Raw genomic sequence first — 21,746 nt, 5'->3', positions numbered from 1 at the left:
TGCTAAACATGGCAGCATTCTACCAGTTATAATTCTAAGAATTGGATAATTGACGCAGGAAATCGTTCAAAATTGACAAAACTATGATCCCCATTAGGTTCAACGGTCAATTTTGATTCAGCATATTTCAACATGGATTGGCGATAATCTAATACTTCATCACCTTCTTGCAATAGCACCCAAAAGCGTTGTGGAGCATGTATTGTCGCCACATCTAGTTGTTGTAATTGCGCCATATGCTGGGGAACAAGTACATAATTTTCACCACTATATGGATTCTGCTGTGGTCCTAAATAATCAACTAACAACTCATAAGGTTTTACTGCTGGGTTAATTAATACCGCAGGTAAAGCAAACCGTTCACTTAACCAAGTACATAAATACCCACCTAATGAACTCCCTACTAAACCTATCTTGTACTCGTCTTTAAAGCGAAGGATCAACTGTTCAAGATAAACCTGCGCCTCTTCAGGATAGCTAGGTAATTGCGGCATCACAACCTTAATATCAGGTCGATGGTCTGCACAATACTGCGCCATCTGTTGCGCTTTTAGTGATTGTGGCGAGCTATTAAAGCCGTGTAAATAAATAAGTAGCGGTGCCATTAATACCCTGCTGAATCAAAAGTTGGTTGAAATACATCACCTTCAAGGCGTTCAACATGAGTAATAATATCCCCTGTCGCGGTTAATTCTAAATAACGCCAACCAGGGGTTACTTGATCTAATGCAAAATCATCAGAATCGGGAAGAAATTGAATACACGTCGAAGGTGTAGCTAGCACTCTGACATCACGATGAATACGATCCAACTCTTGATGAATGTGGCCGCATAAAATAGCTTTCACTTGAGGATGTTTATCAATGACCTGCCACAGTGCATCACTATTGTGTAACTGATGTTGATCAAGCCATGCGCTCCCAGCGGGTAACGGATGGTGATGGAGTAATACCAATGCATGTCGTTCAGGGTGTAGCGATAAAGCGTGATCAAGTAATGCTAATTGATGATGTGATAATTCACCATGTGGAACACCAGCAACTTGGCTATCAAGTAGTACAACTTGCCAATGTTCACCGACTAAGATTTGCTCACAATCTTTAATTTGTTCAGAAGGTAATATTGATGCCATTGTTGGTTGGTAATCATGATTGCCCGGTAACCAAAAACACGGTTGTTCCCAACGAGAAATGCCTTCAGCAAAACGTTGATAAGAATCGGGAGTGTGATCTTGGGAAATATCTCCTGTTGCAACAATTGCATCAAATTTACGCGAAGAAGCATCTACCGCATTAAGTACGGCATGAAAGCTCTGTTGAGTTGCCACACCAAGCAGAGCGCCTGATTCATTGGCAAACAAATGAGTGTCTGTAATTTGAAGAAGAACCACACTATCAGGGTTCGTCTGTGGCAGCGAATAGGTCTGCAAAACGTCAAAAACCTTGTCTTTTAATCAATCAAAAACAATTAACAAACAGATTGGTTACTGATCCCACGGCGTAAACAATGGTTTAACCAATCGCCTAAAAAACGATTTACTTGATGTTTCTCATCTTTCTGATGCATACGCAAGTTAGGATAATCATATATTGGCTTTAAACGAGAAATCTGTTGAGCGGAACACACTTCTGCGACTCTAGCATCATGATAAAGCCTTACTGTTAACACTGGCGATAAATAATCGACAACATCTTGATCACTCTTTAATCCTAGAGAAATCATCGTAGTATAGCGTGTGGATTCTATGATTTTTAAGCGATATATATCATCACACACTCGATAAAACCTTTCATCACCTACTTCGTCACTACGAGGTAATAACGGGAGCAACTTAGCATAATTGGTTTCGTACAAGCGCATAAGGCTTGATAAATCGACTGAATATCGAGAGTTCAATGATAAAATCCTTTAAATAGTTATAACCTTTTATTGGCCTATTGTCGTAGCTGTAAATAATGAAGCTGTAACCATTGTAAGGCAATAATCGAGGCTGCATTTTCAATTTTACCAGATTCTACCCACTGATAGGCTTGTGTTCTCGGCACAACGTGAACACGAATATCTTCACTTTCTTCAGCTAAACCATGAATACCACTCGCTATTGTGCTATCAACAGTGCCAACGAATATATCCAGCATTTCAGAACAACCACCAGAGCTTGATAAATAACGCGTCACCTTTTGAAGTTCAGTGACGGTTAACCCCGCCTCTTCAACCGCTTCTCGTTTAACGACATCTTCTGCAGATTCATCTTGGTGATCAATCATGCCCGCGACAATTTCTAATTGCCAAGGCTCACATCCAGCCACCATCGCACCGACACGAAATTGTTCAATTAAAACCACTTCATCAGTGACAGGATCATAAGGTAATAAAGCAGCGGCATGCCCACGTTCAAACATTTCTCGGTTGACCGTATCGCTCCATCCACCAGCAAATAGTTTATGACGAAAACGGTATTTCACCATTTTAAAAAAGCCATTGTAGACAATATCTTTCGCCTCAACTTTTACATCATCCACACCAAACTGCAGTGGACTTGTCTTATTTTGGCTCATCATTATTCCCTTTATAAATAAAGTGCGCTAGCTCGCAATAATTAACAGATAACCATAACAAACAGAGAAGGTTGGCTATCTTTTCATTCAATCAGATTATCAGCAATGATTTACTTCAACAAAATTAATAAAGATTACAATTTTTTTTAAATCAATTGCTCAAAGTTCAAATTTCAACCACCATAAATAAAAAATAAACCATCATATTTAGGTAAATTTTTGCAATGATCAGTTTCAAGCAAGGCATGTTGAGGTAAACTACAGTTTGTAATTATATTTTTAGCTCCCATTTTGTCAGCAAGACCAGGAAAGGCATCCATGAAAAAATTGCTTCCAATCGTTATCAGCCTTGCATTTGGCTCACTAAGTCAATCAGCTCTTGCTGATGATCTCGCTCAAATTTATCAGCAAGCAAAACAAAATGATCCACAACTTCTAAAAGCCGCAGCAGATAAAGATGCAGCATTTGAAGCAATTAACTCTTCTCGTAGTGTATTACTACCGCAAATTAACTTAAGCGCGGGCTACAATACTTACCATTTAGATGCCAAAAACAATAAAGATGGATTTGTTGGCGGTCTTCAGCTTGACCAAGAAATTTATAATCGCTCAAGCTGGATTGGTTTAGACGTATCAGAAAAAACAGCACGTCAAAGTGATGCTGCATACTCAGCTGAGCAGCAAGGCTTAATTCTTCGTGTTGCACAGGCTTACTTTAATATTTTAAAAGCTAAAGACGATCTAAGTTTTGGTGAGGCCGAAAAGAAAGCTGTAGGCCGACAACTAGAACAGATGAAACAACGCTTTGAAGTGGGTCTATCTGCCATTACAGATGTCCATGACGCCCAAGCACAATACGATCAAGTTGCGGCTGATGTGATTCTAAAAGAAAATGCAGTTGCAAATAGCTACGAAGAATTGCGTGAAATTACAGGCCGTGAGTACACCTCTCTGGATACCTTGAACACCAAGACTTTCTCAGTGACGCCATTACAACAATCACCTGATACGTTTGTAAAAACAGCTGAAACTGACAACCTATCATTATTGGCGTCAAGAATTGGTCAAGATATCGCAAGAGACAATATTTCACTTGCAGAATCTGGGCACCTACCAACCTTATCGTTCACTTCGGGTTATAAATACGATAAGTCAGGACCAGTAGGCGATCCAGATCAAGGTTCTTTAACTGCAGGAATTCAGTTAAACCTGCCCGTTTATTCTGGTGGTAATATCAGCTCTCAAGTAAAACAAGCGCAATACGCGTATGTAGCGTCAAGTGAAGAGCTTGAAGGTCAATACCGCACGGTTGTAAAAGATGTACGTAACTATTACAACAACATTCATGCCGCTGCTGGTTCAATAAAAGCATACAAACAACTCGTTATTTCAGCTAAATCAGCTTTAGAAGCAACAGAAGCGGGCTTTGATGTGGGTACGCGTACTATTGTTGATGTTCTTGACTCAACAAAGAGCCTCTATTCAGCAAACAGCCTATTAGCTAATGCTCGTTATGATTACATTCTTGCACAACTACAGCTAAAACAAGCGGTAGGTACCCTGAGTGAGCAAGATATTGTTGATATAAATAAAGGCTTAATTAAACAATAAGCTTTAATCATCAAAAATAAAAAAGCGCCTAAAGGCGCTTTTTTATTATCTGCGATTTTTGTCGCTATAACTTATTAGCCACGACCACCACGGATCGCTTCAATAATTTTTGACGTAGAGCAGCCGTCTTCAAAGTTAAGTACCAGTACTTGACCACCAGCCGCCACCACTTCTTTACCACCCGCAATTTCTTCAGGTTTATAATCGCCACCTTTCACCAAAATACTCGGAAGCACTTCACTGATCAAACGTTGTGGTGTTTCTTCGGTAAACGGTACCACCCAATCAACGGCACCAAGGCCTGCCAATACCGCCATACGACGATCTTCTGGGTTGACTGGACGACCAGGACCTTTTAAACCTTTAACTGAGCTATCAGAGTTCACCGCAACAATTAAACGATCGCCTAATTTTGCCGCTTCAGTTAAATAAGCAACATGGCCGGCATGTAAAATATCAAAACAACCATTCGTCATAACTACCGTCTCACCACGTGCACGTGCTGATTTTACGGCTTGAATTAATTGAGGCTCGGAAATAACACCAAAACCACTGTCTTGGCTACCATGAATGGCATCTGTTAATTCAATAGTAGATAAGGTTGATGTACCCAGTTTAGCGACAACGACACCAGCCGCAGCATTCGCTAATTTACAAGCATCTGATAACGATTTACCTGCAGATAATGAAGCGGCAAGCACTGAAATCACCGTATCACCAGCACCTGTTACGTCATACACTTCTTGCGCTTGCGTTGGCATATGTAAAGGCTCACCGCCTTTTTCAAGTAACGTCATACCATGCTCAGAGCGAGTGACTAACAAGGCTTCAAAGTCAAACTTTTCAATAAGGGCTAAACCTTTCTCAACTAAGTCTTCATCTGACGTGACTTTACCTACTACCGCTTCAAACTCAGATAAGTTCGGTGTAAGTAGCGTAGCACCACGGTAACGTTCAAAATCCGAACCTTTTGGATCAATTAACACAGGCACATTTGCTTCGCGCGCTAATTGGATCATACCTTGAACGTGCTCTAATACGCCTTTCGCATAATCAGATAAAATGACGGCTTTCACATCCGTTAATGATTGCTTCATGCGCGCAATGATCGGTGCGGGATCAACGTTATGAAAACCTTCTTCAAAGTCTAAACGGATCAACTGTTGCCCTCGACTCATTACACGAAGTTTAGTAATTGTCGGATAGTTAGGCAGTGAAACAAAATCACAGTAAACGTTCAGTGAAGATAACTTCTCAGTCAGCGCTTTCGCCTGCTCGTCAATGCCGGTTAAACCTATCAATTTTGCATGTCCGCCTAATGCTGCAATATTCATTGCAACGTTCGCGGCACCACCCGGGCGCTCTTCAATCTGATCAACCTTAACAACAGGTACTGGCGCTTCTGGTGAAATACGTCCTGTAGGACCTGTCCAATAACGGTCTAGCATGACATCACCAACGATCAAGACACCTGCTTGGTTATAATCAGGAAGGGTCAGTTTCATTTTTCTCTCCGGGAATGTGAAAACGCTCAAATACTAGCATAAACTAAAATCAAGATGCATCAGGACAATGTTATTCAGTTAATTATCATCAATATTGATTGGCTCTAAAATTTGCTGCCAGATCGCTTCAACATTTTCTCGTAGCTCAACAAATTGTTGATCGGATACATACGCATCTGAACCTAATAAATTAAGCTTGTGCGTTTCATTACGCATTTCACAGTAAGCATGCTGGAGTAAGTTTGCATCCTCAGCAGAAATAATGCCTTCTTGTGTCATCGATGAAAAGATACGGATATTATCAGACCAACGGGTTACGTCAGGTTGCTCAGCAGCATTCGCTAACACAAGAAATTGGGCTAGAAATTCAATATCGGTGATCCCACCTTTATCTTGTTTTAAACCAAACATTCCCGCTTTTTTCTTACCTAAATGATCACGCATTTTATGGCGCATCTCGACAACTGCTTTGGCTAATTCATCTCGTTTGCGAGGAATTGATAATATCTGCTGACGAACATCAGCAAAAGCGAGTTGCAGTTGTTGATCACCATAAATCATGCGGGCACGAACAAGCGCTTGGTGTTCCCATGTCCACGCATCTTGCTGCTGATAATCAGCAAACGCGGTAACGGTACTAACCAATAATCCTGAAGCACCTGATGGACGTAACCGCATATCAACCTCATATAACACGCCTGATGCAGTTCGAGTTGAAAATAGGTGAATGATTCGTTGCGCTAGACGTAAATAAAATTGGCGGCCATCTATTTCTTTAAGGCCGTTGGTGTAAACATTATCAGGGCAATCATGCATAAAGACCAAATCAAGATCAGAGCCATAACCAAGCTCCCAACCACCAACTTTGCCATAGCCCACAACACCAAACCCTTTACCCTGTCGTTCAACTAAATGGCTCGGCTCACCATATTTCTGAGCGATTTGTAACCATGCTTGGTTCACTACAGCTGCAACAATCGCTTCAGCTAAATAAGTTAAGTGATCACTAACCTTCATCACCGGTAAAATGCCTGCAATGTCAGCCGCTGCAATTTTCAATAACTGAACTTGTTTAAACTGTCGAATCGCCTCCATTTGCTGCTCCATATCTTCCTCTGGAATACGAGCAAGATATTCACGCAGTTCGTCTTTATAACTGGTGAGTTCTGTCGGCTTATAAAGGTGCTGTGGATCGAGTAATTCATCTAATAAAAGTGGATATAACGCCAGTTGATCCGCAACCATAGGGCTTGCAGCACAAAGTCGTATTAATTGCTGTAAAGCCGCTGGGTGTTCAACCAATAGTTCAAGATAAGTGGTACGTGTTGCAATCCGAATGATTAATTTGGTTAAACGCGGTAACAGTTGAGTGGCATCATCGCGCATCACCACTTTCGATAACACTTCGGGCATTAGACGAGCTAACACTTCGCGCCCACGAGGGCCCAATGTACGTTTAGATAGCTCAGCTTTAAAACCAATTAAGTGCTCTGCTAACTCAATTGATGCTGGCTCATTTAGTTCAGCTAGAATCGCAAGTAAAACTTCATAATTGAGTACCATTGCCCACATTTCATGGTATTGAGCATCTACACTTGTTTGATCATCTTGCTCTTCCACACCGATGATATCTTCGAAAATTAAGTGAATTGCAGACATATGTGATTCGACATCTTGCATTAAAGCAGCCCAATCAGCATATCCCATTGCACACGCTAAACGCGCTTGATCAAGTGCTTTATCTGGTAACGTTTGCGTTTGTTTATCGTCGATTGCTTGGAGTAAATTCTCTAAACGGCGCAAGAAACAATAGCCATCTTGTAACACAGCCACCTCTTGTGATGGCAATAAACCTAATTCATTCATCGCTGATAACGTAGGAAGTAATCCTCGTCCTCGCAGACTCGGTTCACGTCCACCACGGATCAACTGAAATGACTGGGCAATAAATTCAACTTCTCGGATCCCACCAGCGCCTAATTTAATATTATTGCTAAGTCCTCGACGTCTTACTTCACTGCTGATCATCGCTTTCATTCGACGCAAAGCTTGTACGGCACTGAAATCGATATAACGGCGAAAAACAAAGGGGCGTAGCATTTGGCGTAATTCTTGATACTGGCTAAAGCTTTCTTTTCCCATAACGCGCGCTTTGATCATCGCATAACGTTCCCAATCACGTCCTTGCTCTTGGTAATAATCTTCAAGTGCAGCATAGCTCATCACTAATGGGCCACTGTCGCCAAAAGGACGTAAACGCATATCAACGCGATAACAAAAACCATCATAAGTTTGTTGATCTAACGCTTTAATCAGCTTCTGTCCTAGTCGGGTAAAGAACTGTGCATTGGCAAGACTTCGACGCCCACCTTGCGTTTCACCATTTTCTGGATAGGTAAAAATAAGATCGATATCGGAAGAAAAGTTTAGCTCTCCACCACCCAGTTTACCCATTCCTAATACCAACATAGGTTGAGCTTCACCGCTTGCGTTCATTGGTGTGCCCCAATCAGCACAACATTGACGATATAACCAATGGTAGGCTTCCATGATCAACGCTTCAGCAAGCTGCGATAAAGACTCTAAACTCTGCTCCAACGGAACTACATTGGTAAAGTCATGCCAAGCAATAAGGCACATTTGTCGACGACGAAATTGCCTTAATACATGCATTAATTGGTTTTCATCTTTCACATCATTTAACTGCTCAGATAAGCACTGACGGTAATCAATCGATCCAACATGCTGACGATGTTGTAGTAGCCAAGTTAGCCATTCAGGATCTTGCACTAATGACGAAAAAATAAAATCACTTAAGCCTAAAACAGAACGTAGCTCTTCTCTATCTTGTCCTTGCCATTGCGCTAACGCTTCAGGGTGATGTTCGGCAAGTTTATGAATAGCAAGATCAGCTGCATCATCCAGAGAAGTAAAACGAGAAATATTAGGAAAAAAAGCGGTCTTTTCTACAGTCATGTGCTTTCCTTGAACAAGTAATCTGACAGAATTGTTTCTACATTAGCATAGAAAAACGCCCATCAAATGATGGGCGTTATAATTTTATATATTACTGATTATCTCATTACATGAGATGCTGTATTACACCTGAAATGCCTTAATTTTTGTCTCTAAATCATTAGCATGTTGATGCATGGTATCTGACGTTTCGGCGAGTTCAGTAACCACTGTTACCGACGCTTCTACCAACTCTCGTACATTGGTTAAATTCTGGTTCATCTCATCAGCAACCGTTGTTTGCTGCTCTGCTGCAGTTGCAATATGGAAATTCATGTCATTGATTATTTTTACTTGTGCGACAATTTTTTCTAATTCATCCCCAGCACTGGTCACCAAATCGACCCCTTCTGCCGCTTCTTCAACACTTTGCTCCATCAAACCCACTGCTTGCTGGGCACTTTGTTGTAATTGGCTGATCATCTCTTGAATTTCAACCGTTGCAGTTTGCGTCCGTTGTGCCAAATTACGAACTTCATCAGCAACAACAGCAAAACCGCGTCCTGCATCTCCTGCACGTGCAGCTTCAATCGCAGCGTTCAGTGCCAGTAAATTGGTTTGCTCTGAGATACTTTGGATCGTCACTATCACTGTACTGATCTTCTCAACACGCGCTTCAACCTGATTAACCGCATCAGCTGATTGGCGAATATCGCCAGAAAGCTGATTAATTGTGCTCATTGTTTTGCCTACAAATTCTTGCCCTTGCGCGGCTTGTTCAGATGTTCCAACTGTGGCATCAGAAGCTTGCCTTGCGTGTTCAGCGACGGTTTGTACCGTAGAGGTCATTTCTGACATCGCAGAAGCTAATTGATCAATCTCAGCAAACTCTTCTTGTGCCGACGCTTTCGTCTCTACCATGCTAATTGACATAATATCGGACAGGCTGGAAAGCTCGCTCGCCACTGTACGTTGAGCTTGCAATACTTCCTGTAACTGAAAGCGTGCTGTTTCTAATTCACGCGCTAAATCACCAAATTCATCACGGCAATTCATCTCAATCGGTTCAATTAAATTACGTTGTGCCAAATTTTTAATACTTAGTTTTAAGTAATTAATTTGACGTAACATTATCCTTGAGCCCCCTAATAGCAGCACCATAAAAGCAAGGATCATGACCCCTGTTTGCCATGCAATTTGCCATAAGTATTGATAGTAATAATTTTTAGCAACTTGAGTTGACTGAGAGCCCACGACCACTAAATCACGCTGGGGAAGTAATTCTGCATACTCATAACGACCTTGCTCTAACGTTAAGGGAGAAGAAATCGTTAATTGAGGAAGTAAAGCTGATAAAGGCTGATTCGCTGATGTTGTTGCATTGAGTTGGGCAAGTTTCGTTACAGATGGATGCCCAACTACCTTGCCACTTTTACGATCAATAATATAAACATACGCATCTTGAGCTGAAGCTTGATTAAGAAAGGTCTTTGTTATATCGGCGTCGGCTTGATCCATGTTTTTCAACAAATTAGCATATGAAACCGCTTGTTCTTTAGCGCGATCTTTTTGGATTTGTGAGACAGCAGAATAAAATGTTTGAGCATCCCATAACTGCTTTCCAAGTAGCAGTACCGTACTAAACACCATTAATAGGATCAGTTTGGGCACAAGACGGATATTTGTTAGTCCTTTTTCCCATGATGAAAAATGCATCGTTGCCATTTGGAGCCTCCCTATTGCCCTTCAATTTTCAAGTCAAATAAATGAAGATGAAGCACAATAACTATCAATAAATTTTGCTATCTTCTTTCTTAATAGCAATATATCGACAATAACCACAAAGACCTTAGTGATGAAAGTAATTGATGACGTAAAGTATGAGCTACATCCCATGAGTTTGATGGCATTGGTTCTCTCTATTACCTCGCTTATCATTGTGACTAGCACACTTTTTCTCAATAAACACAGTCCAACGTTTCGTATTTTTATTGCCATCGACACTTTTATCTGCCTGATTTTCTGGTGCCAACTACTGATAGATTTATTTAGAAGTAAAAGTAAAGCTGCCTACCTAAAGCACCACTGGCCTGATTTTATCGCCAGTATTCCCGCTATCGAACCGTTACGTTTTATGCGTATTTTACAGGTTCTGCGTGTTATTCGCTTATTACGTTCGAGTAAAAACATTTACTTTCAGCTACAGAACAATCGCCGAGAAACCACTTTGGCTTCGATCTTCTTATTATTGACGGTTCTTATCACCATTGGCGCAAGTTCTATCTTGTTTGTAGAAGGCAATGTTCCAGAAGCTAACATTCATACTGCAGGGGATGCACTATGGTGGGTATTTGTCACTATATCGACCGTGGGTTATGGCGATTATTATCCGGTTACAACATTAGGTAGGATGATTGCTATTGGTATCATCATTTGTGGCGTAGGTTTATTTGGTATGGTGGCAGGCTTGATAAGCTCAATAATTTCAGATCCACAACATGAAAAAGACTTACTCGAAAAAGCACATCGAAAAGAATGGCGAGAAATGCTAGCAAATCAACAAGTCTTACTGGCTAAGTTAGATCGTTTGGAAACGAAACTTGATCAACTATCACAAGATAAAAGCACCAATACACCAAGCCAGCATTAAGAAAACAAAAATATATCGCTATAAAAAAGCCTTGCTTGAGCAAGGCTTTTATTTTATCTCTAGCACTTAAGGCCAATATGGCGCGAGTTCAATACTCATCTTACGTGTTTGATCCATTGCATGGATCAATGATTCATTTTGACGCTGCAACCATTTCTCAATTTGTACAAAGTCATCACCTTCAAATAACGGCAATAACTGACGTATTGGCTCTAAGGCATAAAGGTCGTCAATGCCTTGCAATAAATCAAACCATGGCATACGGAAAGCTTGACGTAATTCAGGATCGTAAAGCGCAGCAAAAGATAAACCACACATCAAATTTCGTTGCAAACGTGGTTTCTGATCAATGTAATCAGAACGTGTTAATTGGCGCTCAGCAGGAAAAGCATCCATTAGCTCACGCCATGAACGAGATAAGATATTATCGGCAAAAGGTTTAATCGCACCAGCAAGTTTTGCGCGTGATTTATCATCTAAAAACGGCTGCCAACCACGGCTTAATACCCAACGACTTAAATCAAGCAATAAACCGCAATAACGTGCAGAATTCATCAAGCGCAGCATATCTTCGCTATCGGGTAACTGTTCATAGCGCGTATCTAACTGCTGTTGTAGCGATTTTCGGACATTTAACTTACGCAAAACATAAGATTTATCGTCCGTTAGCGCTTGAATACTATTGGCATCCTCTAACCACACCAACTCACCTTCTAACCATTGTAATTCTTGGCGTAACAAAGCACTTGCACGACGCGGGATAATACCGCCGAACGTTGCAAAGGTTTGGCGCAATAAGCTTAATGATTGGGAGATTTGAACTAACGCTTGCTGATCTTGCGATTCAGTATAAATTTGTTCGTGGTATAACCAATGCTCTAATGCATGCTCTAACGTTTTAATGAACGTCGATTCAACCGTATCTTGCTCAGTCGTTGCCACCAGCGTTAAAGGCTTTGGTGTATCACCTTGATAATCTGCTGCTAAGCGGTAGCCACGAGCCGCTTTACTCAAATTACCTAATCGCATACCACCATCCGCGCAAAGTTCACGGGCAAGCGTAAATAAAGCATCGGTTTGACCCGATTTAAGCTCTAACTCAACTTCACAAATTGGCGATGATTTACCATTAGTATGGACATCACCATGATCATAGGCCAATTCAATCTGGCTTCCATCAGGCATGGCGACTAACCATTGCTGACGGGTGAAATCGGTTGAGAATAAAGGTTTAATTTGCTGTTGAGCAAGATCAACATCAAAACCTTCTGGCCACGCATCCGCTGGATGTAAAGCCAAAGTGGGCGCATCACCATCAATTTCTACATTATACTCAGGACGCTGGTGTAACCCCGCAACGACCCGACCTGCAGTTTTTAATGTTTGTACATAAACATCGTCAAAACGACGTATCCGAAGGCCAATATCATGCTGACGCAATAATTGGTCTGGCGTATCAAAGTAAATATTGCCTAATTCTCGACTGCTCTGCTGCAGAATTTTCGCTTCAGTTATTTTGTTCAATAATTGACTAGAAAATTCTGGTGAGACGATAAACTTCAGTTCTATCTCGGTTTCCATAGTTATACCTATAAACAGTGGCAATCCAAGGATATTTGCTTCTGCGCTTAAGGGCAAGTCAGAAATATCGATAAAACCTTGATCAAAATTAGTTCCACTATACTCACATATACGTTAACATGCGCGCTTCAATGACCATCGCTCAAGATTTAGCCTTTTTCGGGCGCTCTCTAGGTTGATCGGCTATGCCAGTAAATACAATTATGGGGCTCTTTGCAAAATCCCCAATCAAACCACTGCAACGTCACGTTATTCGCGTAACTGAATGTTGTAACTTGCTTATCCCATTCTTTGAAGCATGTAATGCTGGAGACTGGGAAAAGGCGGCAGTTTTACGCGAACAGATCTCGCAACTTGAAAAAGATGCGGATGTGCTTAAGCGTGAGATCCGTCTGAAGCTTCCTCGTGGTCTTTTCATGCCAGTAGATCGTACTGACATGTTAGGACTGTTAACCCAGCAGGATAAACTCGCTAACCTCTCTAAAGATATCGCTGGTCGTGTCTTAGGTCGTAAGCTACAAATCCCTGCGATCATGTACCCAGACTTTGTCGCTTACGTTCAACGTTGTTTAGACGCTGCTGATCAAGCACGCCGTGTAATTAACGAATTGGATGAGCTTCTTGAGACTGGTTTCAAAGGCAGAGAAGTGACGCTTGTTGCCGAAATGATTAATCAGCTAGATGTTATCGAAGATGATACTGATTCTATGCAGATTGTCTTACGTCAACAATTAATGTCCATCGAAGACCAACACAGCCCGGTGGATGTCATGTTCCTGTATAAGATTCTCGAGTGGGTAGGCGCGATTGCTGATCAAGCACAGCGTGTAGGCTCGCGTTTAGAGATTATGCTTTCGCGTTCTTAATAACGAGAATTAACAAAACAAGGTTTTACAATGGAAATCCTGGCTAACTACGGCACTCTAATTATTGGAGTGGCAGCTATTTTTGGTCTTTTAATGGCGATTGGTATTGGTGCAAATGATGTTGCCAATGCCATGGGTACTTCAGTAGGTTCAAAAGCACTGACTGTGAAGCAAGCAATCATCATTGCGATGATTTTTGAATTCGCTGGTGCTTATCTTGCTGGTGGTGAAGTAACAGATACAATCCGTAAAGGTGTTATCGATACCTCACTCTACGCAGCCCAACCTGAAGTACTGGTATACGGCATGATGTCAGCGCTACTTGCCGCTGGTACATGGCTACTGCTCGCTTCTTATATGGGCTGGCCAGTATCAACAACTCACTCAATTATCGGTGCAATTATCGGTTTTGCGTGTGTGTCTGTTGGTACTAATGCAGTGGATTGGCATTCAATCCAAGGTATTGTTGGTAGCTGGTTAATTACCCCTCTTATTGCAGGTATTTTTGCTTACCTAATATTTATCAGCGCCCAAAAATTAATTTTTGACACTGATACTCCACTGATAAATGCAAAGCGCTTTGTTCCTGTCTACATGTTTATTACTGCGATGGTCATTGCACTAGTAACAATTAAGAAAGGTCTAAAGCACGTTGGTTTGCATTTAACAACCAGTGAAGCTTGGGTTGCGTCACTTGTAGTATCACTACTTGTGATGGTAGCAGGTTACTTCTACATTCAACGTAAATACACAGACGACGGCTCTTCTGTTGATAGTAATGGTTATGCCGGTGTTGAAAGTGTATTTAGCGTACTAATGGTAGTAACCGCTTGTGCAATGGCATTTGCTCACGGCTCAAATGACGTAGCTAATGCGATTGGTCCTCTGTCTGCTGTAGTTTCTACGGTTGAACATGCCGGTCAAATTGCAGATAAAAGTGAAATTGCATGGTGGATCCTTCCACTAGGTGGTATCGGTATTGTTATCGGCCTTGCGACTCTAGGTCATAAAGTAATGGCTACCGTAGGCACAGGTATCACAGAACTAACCCCAAGCCGTGGTTTTGCTGCTCAGCTAGCAACAGCATCGACTGTTGTGCTGGCATCAGGTACAGGTTTACCTATTTCAACGACACAAACACTTGTTGGTGCAGTTTTAGGTGTGGGCTTTGCTCGTGGTATTGCAGCATTGAATCTTGGTGTTGTTCGTAACATCGTTGCATCATGGGTAGTAACTCTGCCAGCAGGTGCACTACTTGCTGTCATTTTCTTCTACATTATGCAAGCCGTATTTGGTTAAATAGTGGCACAGGTTCAAAAGAGGGAGGCTTAGCCTCCCTCTTTTCTTGCACCTTCCTTCCAAAATTCTTACTATCAACGACCTTAACAAAATCAAGACTCCCCAAGGATCAGATTGTGAAGTACCTCATTAGTCTTTGTTTACTTATTTGTGCGGTAATAACGCCCGTTGCAAATGCAGCACAAGTTCGTTATATCTCCGACAACCTATTTACTTACATGCATTCAGGCCCCGGCACACAATACCGCATTATTGGCAGTATTGATGCAGGAAGCAAAATCACCCTAATCAATACCAATAAAGCAGCAGGCTTTAGTCAAATTACTGATGACCGTGGTCGTAGTGGTTGGGTCGATTCAAAATTTGTTTCAACTGAAATTGGCCTAAAAGAGCGCGTTCCTGCGCTACAAACTGAATTAACAGAAGTGAAGGCTAAACTTGCTGAAGCGCTTACTTCAAGCGATAGTCAAAACGCAGGGCTTAAAAACACATTAGCTCAACGTAATACACAGATTAATGATCTAGAAACACGCAATAATAAGCTGCAAAGCGAGTTATCTTCATCTCAAGATCAAATCCGTGAACTTCGCGCAAAAATTGATACCCAAAAAGACGACCTTTTAATGAAGTGGTTCACTTATGGTGGTCTTGTTGCAGGTGCAGGCTTATTATTTGGTCTTGTGCTACCTCACCTTATCCCACGCCGTCGTAAACGAAATAACGGTTGGGCTTAATGCTCAAAGAGGCAGAGGTCTCAATATCTGGATCAAAAAAGGCAGCTTAGCTGCCTTTTTTATTATCTATTGTCAGCGCGCATTACCACTCTGATAATGCTGGCATACTGATTTCATAACCATCAAATTTTAATACCACATCACGTGACTCTATACGGGCTAATTTGACGCCTGGCGCAATACTGTCGCCTTCATGCAATTCTTTACCATTGACCTTAACCCAACGTTTAGCAGGAGCTGAAGAATAGATATGCTGCTCAAAGTTCATTTTAGGTAATTGGTTTTGAATCGATGATGGTAGCAAGCCAATTGGGATCACTTTACTTTGTGATTGTTTAGACGCTTTAACTACAGGTTGAGCATCGACTTCATCCCCACTGCGATCCAGTTCATTATCTTGATAACTTTCGCCATCTGTTGCCACAATCGCGGATTTAAGCTGAGCGGCTAACTTAGGTGATAACCCAGAAAGATCTAAATTATCCAGTTGATATGGATCTTGATCTCCAGATTGCTTTGCTGCTGGTTTAGTTACCGGGGCATAACTATCTGTAGAAGCGTCGGCTGAATAAGGTTTAGTTGGCGTTGAAACTTCATAATCTTGATAAGCAGGCGCGGCTGAATACAGGCTATCACCAACAGGAAGAGGCTCTGTCACCAATTGAGGATAATCCAGAAAAACGACGTCTTTATTTGGTGATAATACTGTCGCCTGACGGCTCTCTGCTGGCGCTTGCAATACTCGCTGATCATATGTTGATGTCGAGGGTTGCGATTGAGGTACTTGCTTTAACGGTGCACTCAGCGCTGTTGTTTGAACCTGCTCATATTTGGCTTGCTGATAAAACTTATATCCAACAATAGAAGCCGCAGGAAGTAATGCAATAACAAGTGGCCATGCCCATGATGTCGACATTTTCTGAGCTTTAACACTTCGCATTGGATGCACAACTTTAACGGTTCCTTGACCCGCTTCTCGTTCAGACTGATCCGTATTTTTATTATCTGATTGTTTTAAACTATCTAGCAATTGAGACATTAGCTGTGCTCCGGCTGTAACGTTGGCCCAGGTAGGTTCATCGCAGAATCCAGCACCATAAGTGTCATTGGCCCTGCTATCCCATCAGCCGCTAAATCTTGTGAACGTTGGAAACGACGCAATTTATCTAATATTGATTGATCAAAATAGCCTTTTCTTGGCGACTCCTCACCAAGAAAATCATTCAACTGTTGATCAAGCCACGCAACGCGTGGACCATTCTGTCCAAAACGAATACTGGTTTTATCACCTAATGGTGGGCGCCACAATAAACTAAATTGCCCACCCCAACGTGATTCAAACCATTTTGGTGTCACCGAAATTCGCTCTTTCCCTAAGAGTAATTCAATACGATCATCGGTAATCGCGTATAACACCGCGTAAAAAGGCTTCTGCGCGCCATCTTTTAAAGTTACGATCACAGGACGGTTAATTAAGCCTAATTTTGCTAATGTCGCTTTACCACTAAAACACGCTAAGTTGATCCGCGAACTGGTAGCACATGTTGCTTGATTTAATGCGGTATCAAAGCCCCATAAACGATATAACGTTTGCATCGAAGTTCGCTCTTTACGACTCGCATCAATCAGTTTAGCTAAACGCTCTTGGGTATTTTCCGGAGGATTTAAGGCTGTTGTTATTTTCTGATTTTGCAGCTCACTCGATGTTTCAACGGCTGACAAATTTACCGCAGCGTATGACGAATGGTTCGGTGCTATCGGTGATGCAACTGGCGCGACAGGTAATGGCCAATAATGCCATACCCCTATCACTAAAGTTGAGCATAATGTCATAGCAACTCCCCATGGAAGCCATGATGCCGCAGTTTTAGCTCCTTTTGAGCGCGCTTTTGACTGAACAGGGACTTGCCAACTTAAAATATCTTCACACGCTTGAACCGCCATTGTTTTAGTCACTTGATGCGTACCGGCTTGACAAGCCAATTGCATCGACTTATCACACACAAGATTAATTAAGCGCGGAATACCTTGGGTTTCTTTCGCAATATATTTGATGCTACTTGCATCAAATACAGGATATAAACAATCGACAGCAGTTAAACGATAGTGAATATACTCACTCACTTCCGTTTCGGTTAAGGGCAACAGGTGATAACGAGAAGTTATACGTTGAGCAAGCTGACGTAAACGCTCTTGTTGCAATAATTGCTGTAATTCAGGCTGACCAATTAATACAACCTTAAGCAGTTTTCTGCTGTCTGTTTCTAAGTTGGTCAATAAGCGTAATTGTTCTAATACATCAGGCATAAGGTGCTGTGCTTCATCCACCAGCAGCAATGTTTGTCGACCTTCAGCATGATTCGCAATTAAATGGCGATAAATGATATCTGTTAACTGTTTAAAGCTCGCGTCGGATTGATAATGTAAGCCTAACTCATCACAAATCGCAGCTAATAAATCATGAGCAGATAACGCTGGGTTTAAAATAACAGCAACTTGTGTTTGGTGTGACAATCGGGAAATCATCGCACGTAGTACGGTTGTTTTACCGGTACCAACCTCTCCCGTTAATAAACCAAAACCACCACCATCGGTTAATCCTGACAACATATGTGTCAATGCTTCTCGATGTCGTTCACTGAGATATAAAAAGCGTGCGCTGGGGACAATAGAAAAAGGCGCTTCAGTGATCCCGAAAAAGTCCTGATACATAAAAATACTCTGATGCTTAAAATAAGTGATAACCGTAAAACAAGGTTAAATGCTCTTTTGTTCTAAAATACCCGTCAACATTGCGGTATTTATTATCATGGGTATTGATTGGGTTATTGTATACTGCCAAGCAGTAGCGCATAGACCAAGTTCACACTGAATACAGTATTATGGTCAGTTTTTAACTAAAATCGGTAGAGATTCGTCTCATTTGTTTCAAATATAAGGAGCTTTCATTGCAAACCTATCTTGTTGGTGGTGCCGTTCGTGACACCTTATTAAACCTTACGGTAACAGATAAAGACTGGGTTGTGGTTGGCACAACACCTGAAGCAATGCTAGCTGCAGGATTTGAACAAATAGGCAGTGACTTTCCTGTTTTTCTTCACCCAAAAACGAAACAGGAACATGCTCTAGCTCGAACCGAGCGAAAATCAGGTCATGGTTATACTGGCTTTGTTTGTTATTCTGCACCGGATGTAACACTTGAACAAGATTTACAGCGCCGTGATCTTACCATCAATGCGATAGCTCAAGCACCAACGGGTGAGTTAATTGATCCTTACCATGGTCAACAAGATCTTCACGATAAAATTTTACGTCACGTCTCCCCTGCATTTAGTGAAGATCCTTTACGTGTCTTACGTGTTGCTCGTTTTGCCGCGCGTTTTGCTCATTTAGGTTTTACTGTCGCACCTGAAACTATCGCGTTAATGCAAGAGATGGTGATCAGTGGTGAATTAGAAAGTCTCACACCTGAGCGGGTATGGAAAGAGTGGGAGAAATCACTCTCTAGTGATGATCCACAAGTATTTCTTACGGTACTGCGCCAATGTGGTGCTTTATCGGTTGTCATGCCTGAAATTGATGCGCTGTTTGGCGTACCACAACCTGAAAAATGGCATCCTGAAATTGATTGCGGTATCCATACTTTATTAGTGGCTAAAAAAGCCGCTGAGTTAACCACCGATAAAACTATTCGTTTTGCCGCACAGGTACATGATTTGGGTAAAGCCTTATCCCCAAAAGAGGATCTTCCTCATCACAAGACACACTGTCGAGATGGTATTAAACCTATCAAAGCGCTGTGCCAACGATTACGTATACCGAATGACTTTCGCGATCTGGCATTATTAGTCTGTGAACAACACACCAAAATCCATTATGCCGAAGAAATGCGTGCTGATACCTTTATTAAAATCTTTGATCAAATTGACGCATGGCGGAAACCCGACCGTGTTGCTCAACTAGCAACGTGCTGCCGTGCTGATGCTCGTGGACGCACCCACTTTGAACAAACACCGTATCAGCAAGCTGACATTCTGCAAGCGGTCTTTAAGACTGCACTAACCGTCGATGTCAAAGCTATTGTCGCCGCAGGTTTTAGAGGCGCAGAGATCAGAGAGCAACTTGCCTTAAAACGTACCGAAGCCGTCGCGCAATATCTAAAAGAAACCAGAAAATAATTCCAATACTCGCTCAATGATAAATACAAAAAAAGCCGACATGATGTCGGCTTTTTTGTGCATAAATGCGCGTTCAAATTACTTGGACATCAAGAATAAGAACAAACCAATACCCAAAATTAAACGGTAGATAACGAACGGCGTCATTCCCAAACGCGTTACTAATTTCAAAAATACGTGGATACACGCATAAGCACTGATAAATGATACTGCGATACCAATACTTAAGTTTCCTACATCAATAGGATCAGCGCCTGTCACCAGCTTTAAACCTAGATAACCGCCCGCTAAAAGAATAATAGGAATCGACATTAAAAATGAAAAGCGCGCTGCAGCCTCACGAGTAAAGCCAAGATAAAGAGCAGCAGTCATCGTCGCACCAGAGCGTGAGGTACCAGGGATAATTGCCGCCGCCTGCGCTAGACCAATAAACAACGCACTCTTCCAATTCGCTTGATACTCGTTATCGGTTTGCTTAGCACGTTTATCAACCCACCATAGCAACAAACCAAAGATAATCGTAGTACACGCAATCACCCATGCTGAACGCAAGTACATTTCGATAAAATCTTTCATCACCAAACCGAATATACAGGCGGGAATTGTTGCTATCACAATCATCCATGCTAATTTCGATTCAGCGCTATGTTCACGTTTAAAAATGGAGTTAATCCAAGCGGTTAATAATGAAACCACTTCTTTGCGAAAATAAAGAATAACTGCCATCAACGTACCGACGTGTACAGCGACATCAAACGCTAAGCCTTGATCAGGCCAACCTAAGATCTCAGACGGTAATATTAAATGGGCAGAGCTAGAGACGGGTAAAAACTCTGTCAGTCCTTGAATAAGGGCTAACATAAATGCTTCAAAATGACTCATTAATTGTCCTTAATTAAACACAGCATAAAAAGTGAGTAATAACTAACTTTCTACTAAACGACTCATTCAACAGGCCATAATATTTGCTGTTGAGAAAAATTTTGCCAAAGTTGCGCTAATGTTTGAGTCTCTTGTGGTATCACTAAATCAGGATTTAACTCACTGAGCGGCCACAGAACAAAAGCAAAACGGTAAATATCAGAACGTGGTAACGACGGTAAAGCATCACTCACAGCATCGCCATACAACAACAAATCAAGGTCAATTGTACGACTTTGATTTTTAACAGCATGTGCCGGACGCCCTAATTGGCGTTCAATCTCTTTAAGTTGAAATTGTAATGCAGATAACGACAACGATGTCTGTATTTCGATCACTGCATTAAAAAAATTATCGCCATCAAAACCCACAGGCTCAGCTTCAAAAATGCGAGACATTCGCCATTTGCTTGCCAGTGTCTTTACCGCATCTAAGCCAGCTTTTAAATGATATTCACGTTCAATATTACTACCAATACTGATATACGCGGTGATCACTTACTACCTCGCTCTATTTGCACTCCAACGCCACGTGCATTCACCACAGCACCAGGTTTAGTCACTCGTACTTTGATCCAAGGCACATTAAAGTCTGTCATGATTAAATTTGCCACATCTTCAGCTACACGCTCAACTAACAGAAATCGTCCCTGTTCAATCAAGTTAGTGACAGCGGTACTTACCGTTGAATAATCCAACGCATAAGTAACATCGTCACTGTTAGCTGCAGGTCGATTATCATGCGCCATTTCCAAATCAAGCACTAATTTTTGCTTAATTTCTTGCTCCCAGTCATATACCCCAATAGTGGCAATAACTTCTAGTTTTTCGATAAATACCGTATCCATGCTCAATCGCTAATTTTGTTAGAGGTCGGATACCCAATGTC

General features: G+C 41.6%; 20 protein-coding genes. 6 read left to right on the top strand and 14 right to left on the bottom strand.

The annotated features are described in order from the left end of the window. Window positions 1-26: 26 nt before the first annotated feature. The 5 genes from yqiA to BTO08_RS22275 all read right to left on the bottom strand — a co-directional run bounded on the left by yqiA (window position 27) and on the right by BTO08_RS22275 (window position 2,878). A complete protein-coding gene (yqiA, locus tag BTO08_RS00380; protein ID WP_105059452.1) occupies window positions 27-605 on the bottom strand; it encodes an esterase YqiA in 579 nt (192 codons plus the stop codon). Then, window positions 605-1,429, bottom strand: a complete 825-nt coding sequence (gene cpdA, locus BTO08_RS00375) for a 3',5'-cyclic-AMP phosphodiesterase (protein ID WP_105059451.1) — start codon at window positions 1,427-1,429, stop codon at window positions 605-607. The genes yqiA and cpdA overlap by 1 nt, the downstream gene beginning before the upstream one ends. 38 nt (window positions 1,430-1,467) lie before the next feature. Further along, window positions 1,468-1,896, bottom strand: coding sequence for a DUF1249 family protein (locus BTO08_RS00370; protein ID WP_080896193.1), 429 nt, complete (start codon window positions 1,894-1,896; stop codon window positions 1,468-1,470). Between the two features lie 38 nt (window positions 1,897-1,934). After that, window positions 1,935-2,558: an ADP-ribose diphosphatase gene (nudF, locus tag BTO08_RS00365; RefSeq protein WP_105059450.1), complete on the bottom strand. Its 624-nt coding sequence runs from the start codon at window positions 2,556-2,558 to the stop codon at window positions 1,935-1,937. A gap of 173 nt (window positions 2,559-2,731) precedes the next feature. Continuing rightward, window positions 2,732-2,878, bottom strand: coding sequence for a hypothetical protein (locus BTO08_RS22275; RefSeq protein ID WP_198038393.1), 147 nt, complete (start codon window positions 2,876-2,878; stop codon window positions 2,732-2,734). On the opposite strand from BTO08_RS22275, the gene tolC reads away from it, so the two are divergent. Continuing rightward, a complete protein-coding gene (gene tolC, locus BTO08_RS00360; protein WP_005369810.1) occupies window positions 2,877-4,169 on the top strand; it encodes an outer membrane channel protein TolC in 1,293 nt (430 codons plus the stop codon). The genes BTO08_RS22275 and tolC overlap by 2 nt on opposite strands. A gap of 74 nt (window positions 4,170-4,243) precedes the next feature. Here the strand turns inward: tolC and hldE are convergent, their stop codons facing one another. The 3 genes from hldE to BTO08_RS00345 form a co-directional block, all read right to left on the bottom strand. After that, window positions 4,244-5,674, bottom strand: a complete 1,431-nt coding sequence (gene hldE / locus BTO08_RS00355) for a bifunctional D-glycero-beta-D-manno-heptose-7-phosphate kinase/D-glycero-beta-D-manno-heptose 1-phosphate adenylyltransferase HldE (protein WP_105059449.1) — start codon at window positions 5,672-5,674, stop codon at window positions 4,244-4,246. Window positions 5,675-5,752: 78 nt separating this feature from the next. Further along, entirely contained in the window at window positions 5,753-8,650 is a 2,898-nt protein-coding gene (gene glnE, locus BTO08_RS00350; RefSeq protein WP_105059448.1) for a bifunctional [glutamate--ammonia ligase]-adenylyl-L-tyrosine phosphorylase/[glutamate--ammonia-ligase] adenylyltransferase, read from the bottom strand. A 123-nt stretch (window positions 8,651-8,773) separates the two neighbouring features. Then, on the bottom strand, window positions 8,774-10,354 hold the full coding sequence (locus BTO08_RS00345) for a methyl-accepting chemotaxis protein (protein ID WP_105059447.1): 1,581 nt from the start codon (window positions 10,352-10,354) through the stop codon (window positions 8,774-8,776). Window positions 10,355-10,484: 130 nt separating this feature from the next. On the opposite strand from BTO08_RS00345, the gene BTO08_RS00340 reads away from it, so the two are divergent. Next, on the top strand, window positions 10,485-11,279 hold the full coding sequence (locus BTO08_RS00340; protein ID WP_105059446.1) for a potassium channel family protein: 795 nt from the start codon (window positions 10,485-10,487) through the stop codon (window positions 11,277-11,279). A 66-nt stretch (window positions 11,280-11,345) separates the two neighbouring features. On the opposite strand, the gene BTO08_RS00335 is transcribed toward BTO08_RS00340, so the two are convergent. Continuing rightward, window positions 11,346-12,860 (bottom strand): inorganic triphosphatase, encoded by a 1,515-nt coding sequence (locus BTO08_RS00335; protein ID WP_105059445.1) that lies wholly within the window; start codon window positions 12,858-12,860, stop codon window positions 11,346-11,348. A gap of 185 nt (window positions 12,861-13,045) precedes the next feature. Between BTO08_RS00335 and BTO08_RS00330 the strand changes: the two genes are divergently transcribed. From BTO08_RS00330 to BTO08_RS00320, 3 genes are all read left to right on the top strand, one after another. Beyond that, window positions 13,046-13,726, top strand: coding sequence for a TIGR00153 family protein (locus BTO08_RS00330; protein WP_005369822.1), 681 nt, complete (start codon window positions 13,046-13,048; stop codon window positions 13,724-13,726). 30 nt (window positions 13,727-13,756) lie between these two features. Continuing rightward, window positions 13,757-15,025, top strand: a complete 1,269-nt coding sequence (locus tag BTO08_RS00325) for an inorganic phosphate transporter (RefSeq protein WP_105059444.1) — start codon at window positions 13,757-13,759, stop codon at window positions 15,023-15,025. A gap of 116 nt (window positions 15,026-15,141) precedes the next feature. After that, entirely contained in the window at window positions 15,142-15,759 is a 618-nt protein-coding gene (locus BTO08_RS00320) for a TIGR04211 family SH3 domain-containing protein (RefSeq protein ID WP_105059443.1), read from the top strand. An 82-nt stretch (window positions 15,760-15,841) separates the two neighbouring features. Here the strand turns inward: BTO08_RS00320 and BTO08_RS00315 are convergent, their stop codons facing one another. Then, the gene (locus BTO08_RS00315; protein ID WP_105059442.1) at window positions 15,842-16,798 is read right to left on the bottom strand and encodes a general secretion pathway protein GspB; all 957 of its coding nucleotides are present in this window, start codon (window positions 16,796-16,798) and stop codon (window positions 15,842-15,844) included. Next, complete coding sequence (locus tag BTO08_RS00310; RefSeq protein ID WP_198038392.1) at window positions 16,798-18,471, bottom strand: AAA family ATPase; 1,674 nt, start codon at window positions 18,469-18,471, stop codon at window positions 16,798-16,800. The genes BTO08_RS00315 and BTO08_RS00310 overlap by 1 nt, the downstream gene beginning before the upstream one ends. A 236-nt stretch (window positions 18,472-18,707) precedes the next feature. Between BTO08_RS00310 and BTO08_RS00305 the strand changes: the two genes are divergently transcribed. After that, window positions 18,708-19,937 (top strand): multifunctional CCA addition/repair protein, encoded by a 1,230-nt coding sequence (locus tag BTO08_RS00305; protein ID WP_105059441.1) that lies wholly within the window; start codon window positions 18,708-18,710, stop codon window positions 19,935-19,937. A 78-nt stretch (window positions 19,938-20,015) separates the two neighbouring features. On the opposite strand, the gene BTO08_RS00300 is transcribed toward BTO08_RS00305, so the two are convergent. The 3 genes from BTO08_RS00300 to folB all read right to left on the bottom strand — a co-directional run bounded on the left by BTO08_RS00300 (window position 20,016) and on the right by folB (window position 21,705). Continuing rightward, the gene (locus tag BTO08_RS00300; RefSeq protein WP_105059440.1) at window positions 20,016-20,819 is read right to left on the bottom strand and encodes an undecaprenyl-diphosphate phosphatase; all 804 of its coding nucleotides are present in this window, start codon (window positions 20,817-20,819) and stop codon (window positions 20,016-20,018) included. Between the two features lie 62 nt (window positions 20,820-20,881). Then, a complete protein-coding gene (folK, locus tag BTO08_RS00295; RefSeq protein ID WP_105059439.1) occupies window positions 20,882-21,355 on the bottom strand; it encodes a 2-amino-4-hydroxy-6-hydroxymethyldihydropteridine diphosphokinase in 474 nt (157 codons plus the stop codon). Then, window positions 21,352-21,705, bottom strand: a complete 354-nt coding sequence (gene folB, locus BTO08_RS00290) for a dihydroneopterin aldolase (protein ID WP_045130746.1) — start codon at window positions 21,703-21,705, stop codon at window positions 21,352-21,354. Before folB ends, folK begins: the two co-directional genes overlap by 4 nt. Window positions 21,706-21,746: the final 41 nt, after the last annotated feature.

It is taken from the genome of Photobacterium angustum, from assembly GCF_002954615.1.
In the GTDB taxonomy this organism is placed as follows: domain Bacteria; phylum Pseudomonadota; class Gammaproteobacteria; order Enterobacterales; family Vibrionaceae; genus Photobacterium; species Photobacterium angustum_A.
The sequence above is the reverse complement of the archived record's forward strand: the minus strand, read 5'-3'. Positions and strand labels throughout refer to the sequence as shown.